General features: G+C 63.2%; 1 protein-coding gene. It reads right to left on the bottom strand.

Annotated features, from left to right (window positions below; genetic code table 11):
* Positions 1 to 2,465, bottom strand: a 2,465-nt coding sequence (locus AB0H61_RS38990; RefSeq protein ID WP_357313968.1) for a condensation domain-containing protein, incomplete at both ends; no start/stop codon positions are given.

Consider the following 2,465-nt stretch of genomic DNA (forward strand, 5'->3'; position numbering starts at 1 on the left):
ATGGTGGACAGTGCCGATGGTGTGATGAGGAGGTGGCTGATGTGTTCGCGGTCGAGTAGTGCGGCGAGTTCATCCCCGCCGTAGACGTCATTGGGCGCGATGACCATGGCCGCGCCAGCGGGCAGCGGGAACAGCATTTCCTGTACTGATACGTCGAAGCTCGGTGAAGCCAGATGCAGTGTGCGGGAGCCGGGTTCGACGCCGATGACATCTTGGTTCGCGGTGGCGCAATTGCCGAGTCCGCGGTGGGTGACCGCGACACCCTTGGGTAGTCCGGTCGATCCGGAGGTGTAGATGACATAGGCGATGTCGTCGATCCGCAACGGACGAACCCGGTCGCTGTCGGTGATCGGACTGCCGTCGGCCTCGTCGAGGTTGTCGAACGTCAACCAATCGGTGTCGTCGGGTAATTGCGCGTGTACCGACGCGGTCGTAATGCCGATGGCCGCTTCGGAATCGGTCATCATGTGGGTGATGCGTTCGGTGGGATGGGTCGGGTCGACCGGCAGGAAGGCGGCGCCGGTTTTGGCGACTGCCCAGACGGCGAGTACCGAGTCCGCCGAACGTGGGATGCTGATGGCGACAACGTCTTCCGGTCCGATACCGTGTCGGATGAGCCGTCGCGCCAGTCGGTTCGAGCGTTCGTCGAGCTGTCGGTAACTCAGCTGTTGTCCGTCGCACACGATCGCGGTGGCGTCGGGATCGAATGCGGCCGCTGCCCTCAGCAAATCGGGCAGCGTGGTGGGCGGTGCCGAAGGCGCGCCGGAGCGCGTCAGCAGATCGGCTCGCTCGGCAGGATCGAGTACATCGATCGCCCCGACCGGAACAGTTGGCTCGGTGGTGATCGATTCCAGGATCCGAATCCACCGCTGCGCAAGAGAATCAACCGTCGCGGCGTCGAACAGATCCGTGGCGTAGGTGACCGCGACGGTCATATCGCCGGTGTCATGGTTTTCCGACAGGATGAATTGCAGGTCGAACCGGGAGACCTCATTGGGCAGATCGACCACCGACAGCTCGAGATCGGGGAGTTGCAGTGTTACCGGTTCCAGGTTTTGGAATGCCAGCATCACCTGGAACAGCGGGTGTCGTGCTTGGGACCGCTGTACGACGAGTTTGTCCACCACCTGCTCGAACGGAACGTCGGCGTGTTCGAAGGCGTCCAGATCGACTTGTTTGATCCGGCCGAGCAGATCGGTGAAGGATTCATCGAGATCGATCTCGGTCCGCAGCACCAGGGTATTGACGAACATGCCGATCATGTCGTCGAGTGCGGCCAGTCCGCGCCCGGCGATCGGTGTGCCGATCGGAATGTCGGTGGTGCCGCTCAACCGAGCCAGCAGGACCGCCAATGTGCCATGGATCGCCATGAACAGCGACGAATTATGTTGGTGCGCAAGCTGTTCCAGCGCCCGCACCAAACCGGCAGGCATCGAGTAATTGACAGTGGCGCCTCGATTCGACATCACCACCGGCCGCGGCCTGTCGAACGGCAGACGGAGTTCCTCGGCAACGCCGTCCAGCGCCTCGGTCCAGTATCGGATCTGTTCGGCGCACAGCGATTCCGGATCATCGGGCGCGCCGAGGGTAGCTCGTTGCCACAGTGCGTAGTCCGCGTACTGGACCGGCAGCGGTGTCCACGCCGGGGCCGCACCGCGGATCCGCGCGGTATAGGCAGTCGTCACATCGCGCGCCAGCGGCATCATGGAGTAGCCGTCCGCGGCGATGTGGTGCACCACGACGGCCAACAGGTATTCCGATTGCTCGCCGCCGACGATGCGGAACAACCGGGCACGCGCGGGCGCCTGGGTGGTCACATCGAAGCCTTCGGCGATGAATTCGGTTACCGTCTCGACCAACTGGCTCGGCGCGACCGGCACCACGATCAGCTCGCGGTCCACATTCTCGACGGGCTCGATCAGTTGGATCAGCGTTCCGTCGTGATCCGGATACCGCGTTCGCAACGACTCGTGCCTACCCAGCACATCGAGGACCGCCGAGTGCAGGGCGTCGATGTTCAAGTCGCCGCGCAGCCGAATGGCGATCGGCATGTTGTACGCGCCCGATGCGGTGTCGTACTGGTTGAAGAACCACATCCGTTGCTGGGCTGGCGCCAACGGCACGAGATCGGGGCGCGGCCCGGCGACCAGTGGTGGGCGTTTGCGCCCGGTACCGGCATGCTGCTCTATACGAGTGGCGAGTTCCGCGACCGTGGACGCCTCGAACAACATTCGGACCGGAATCTCGGTCCCCAACGCGGCCCCGAGTCGCGCCGCGACACGAGTCGCGACCAAACTGTCGCCGCCCAGGGCGAAGAACGAGTCATCGAGACCGATTGTGTCGATTCCCAATACGTCGATGAATGCCTGGGCGATGATGTGTTCGGTTGGTGTGTGCGGTGCTCGGAAGGGTTTGTGGTCGGTGAAAACCGGTTTCGGCAGTGCTTTTCGGTCGAGTTTGCCGAC

It is taken from the genome of Nocardia sp. NPDC050710, from assembly GCF_040654375.1.
Taxonomy (GTDB): Bacteria; Actinomycetota; Actinomycetes; order Mycobacteriales; family Mycobacteriaceae; genus Nocardia.